The organism is Corallococcus sp. 4LFB (genome assembly GCF_046520365.1).
GTDB classification, from domain to species: domain Bacteria; phylum Myxococcota; class Myxococcia; order Myxococcales; family Myxococcaceae; genus Corallococcus; species Corallococcus caeni.
Genome location: NZ_JBKGHJ010001055.1, coordinates 1 through 1,110 on the forward strand (window position 1 = coordinate 1; position 1,110 = coordinate 1,110).

The window sequence follows — 1,110 nt, forward strand, 5'->3', positions numbered from 1 at the left end:
GGCCCCCCCGCCCTGACGGCCGCCAGGCCCGCCCCTGCACCGGCGCCTCCGCGCGTCGCTGAAGGTGTCCATCGTGGAGGGGATGTTCGCGGAGGTGTTCACCGCGTGCGCGGGCCCCACGGTGCTCACCGCGTGGGCCATCGCGCTGAAGCTGGGGCCCTTCCTGGTGGGGGTGATGACGGCACTGCCGTTCTTCGCGCAGTTCGTGCAGTTCCCCGCCGCGTGGCTCACCCTCTGCTTCGGCCACCGGCGGGTGGCGCTGACGGCGGTGTGCCTGTCCCGGCTCGCCCTGCTCCCCATGGCGTTGATGCCGTGGCTGGGCCTGTCCCTGGAGGGACAGCAGCACCTGCTGATGGGCGTGGCGGGGGCCTCCGCGGTGCTGGCCGTGGTGGGCAACAACGCCTGGGTGGCGTGGATGGGGGAGCTGGTCCCCGGCGCCGTGCGGGGCCGCTTCTTCGGCAAGCGCACCGCGCTCACCACGCTGATGGGCACCGCCGCGTCGCTCACCGCGGGCCTGCTGATGGACCGGCTCAAGGGGCTGGACGGGGTGGGCCTGGCGCTGCCGCTGCTGGCGCTCGCCGCGTGCGTCATGGGCGTCGTCACCACGCTGATGATGGCCGCGCAGCATGACCCCGCGCCCCCGGGCACCGCGCCGAGGCTGGAGCTCAAGGCGGCGCTGCTGCCCTGGAAGGACGACGGCGCGCGGCGGGTGCTCCTGTACCAGGTGGCGTGGAACGCGGCGGTGGGCGTGTCCGCGCCCTTCTTCGCGCTGCACAGCCTGCAGAACCTCAAGATGACCTTCGTCGTCATGGCGCTGCACGCGGCGGCGGTGGCCGGGGTGCGCGTGCTGACGGCGCCCCTGTGGGGCCGCGCCATCGACCGGCTGGCGCGCAGCCGGTGCTGATGTGCTGCTCGCTGGGCATCAGCGCCATCCCCATGCTGTGGCTGCTGCCCACGGCGGGGACGCTCTGGCCGCTGCTGTTCGACGTGCTGCTGGCGGGCTCGCTGTGGAGCGGCCACGGCCTGGCCATCTTCGCCCTGCCCCTCACGTGGCGCCGCGCCGGGCCGGCCCTTCTACCTGGCGGCGTTCGCCACCGTGAGGGGCAGGGC

The 1,110-nt window shown here is 74.3% G+C and carries 1 protein-coding gene and 1 pseudogene; both read left to right on the forward strand.

Annotated elements, in window-relative coordinates; all coding sequences use genetic code 11:
* Nucleotides 1-82: 82 nt before the first annotated feature.
* Complete coding sequence (locus tag ACLEQD_RS43990) at nucleotides 83-904, forward strand: MFS transporter (RefSeq protein ID WP_410391879.1); 822 nt, start codon at nucleotides 83-85, stop codon at nucleotides 902-904.
* Nucleotides 898-1,110, forward strand: a pseudogene (locus ACLEQD_RS43995) (hypothetical protein); the annotation flags it as partial. The gene ACLEQD_RS43990 and the pseudogene ACLEQD_RS43995, both read left to right, overlap by 7 nt.

Coding starts and splice junctions, on each gene's coding strand:
- ACLEQD_RS43990 (WP_410391879.1), top strand. CDS start 83: ATGTTCGCGGAGGTGTTCACCGCGTGCGCGGGCCCCACGGTGCTCACC.